We start from the raw sequence: 654 nt of genomic DNA, 5'->3' as shown, positions 1-654 counted from the left end.
TGGCCGCTGATTTACTGGAAGCCGGTATCGAGGCATGGCGGGTGCAGTTCCCGCCGGGCATGGATGCCAATGACTATGCGCTGAAAAGCGGCAACGCCGAACATGCGCTGGGGCTGGCCTTGCAACAAGCGGTCTGGCTGGGACAGGGAACAGCGCCGGGCGCGGTGTTCAGCCATGAGCGGCCCGTATCGCCGGCTGTGACGGAAAAGTCTCAAAGTGCCGATGTGGCTAAACCTTCTTCTTTAGCCGCCCCGCCAGAGCTGACCGTTGCACCCGTGCCCTGTGAGCGCACGGCCTGCGGTGAACTGTTGATGAAAAGCGGCCCCCGGGTCTGGCGGGTACGGGGGATGAAGAAATCGCCGGTGCCCGATGTGATGAAAGTCAATGTGCAGGTGCGGGATGAAACGTCCGGCCTGTTCCATGTGGATACACTGGACATGTATCACGCGCGGCATCGTCAGAACTACATCAGCACGGCGGCGCAAGAGCTGGAATGCGAGCTGTCGGTCATCAAACGCGAAGCCGGGCGGGTCTTGCTGATGCTGGAGCAGCAACAGGATGCCGAGCAGCAAGCGGAGGCCGAAGCCTCAGGGACAACGGCGGTGACGGTCAGCGCGGAAGATGAAGCTGCCGCGCTGGCGTTGCTGACATCGC

Annotated in this window: 1 pseudogene; it reads left to right on the top strand. The window is 62.2% G+C overall.

Going from position 1 to position 654, the window contains the following annotated elements:
- Window positions 1-654: pseudogene (locus CKY02_RS23200) on the top strand (DNA primase); the annotation flags it as partial.

Source organism: Photorhabdus bodei (assembly GCF_003287735.1).
Classification (GTDB): Bacteria; Pseudomonadota; Gammaproteobacteria; order Enterobacterales; family Enterobacteriaceae; genus Photorhabdus; species Photorhabdus kayaii.
This window is presented reverse-complemented; position numbering and strand designations above follow the sequence as displayed.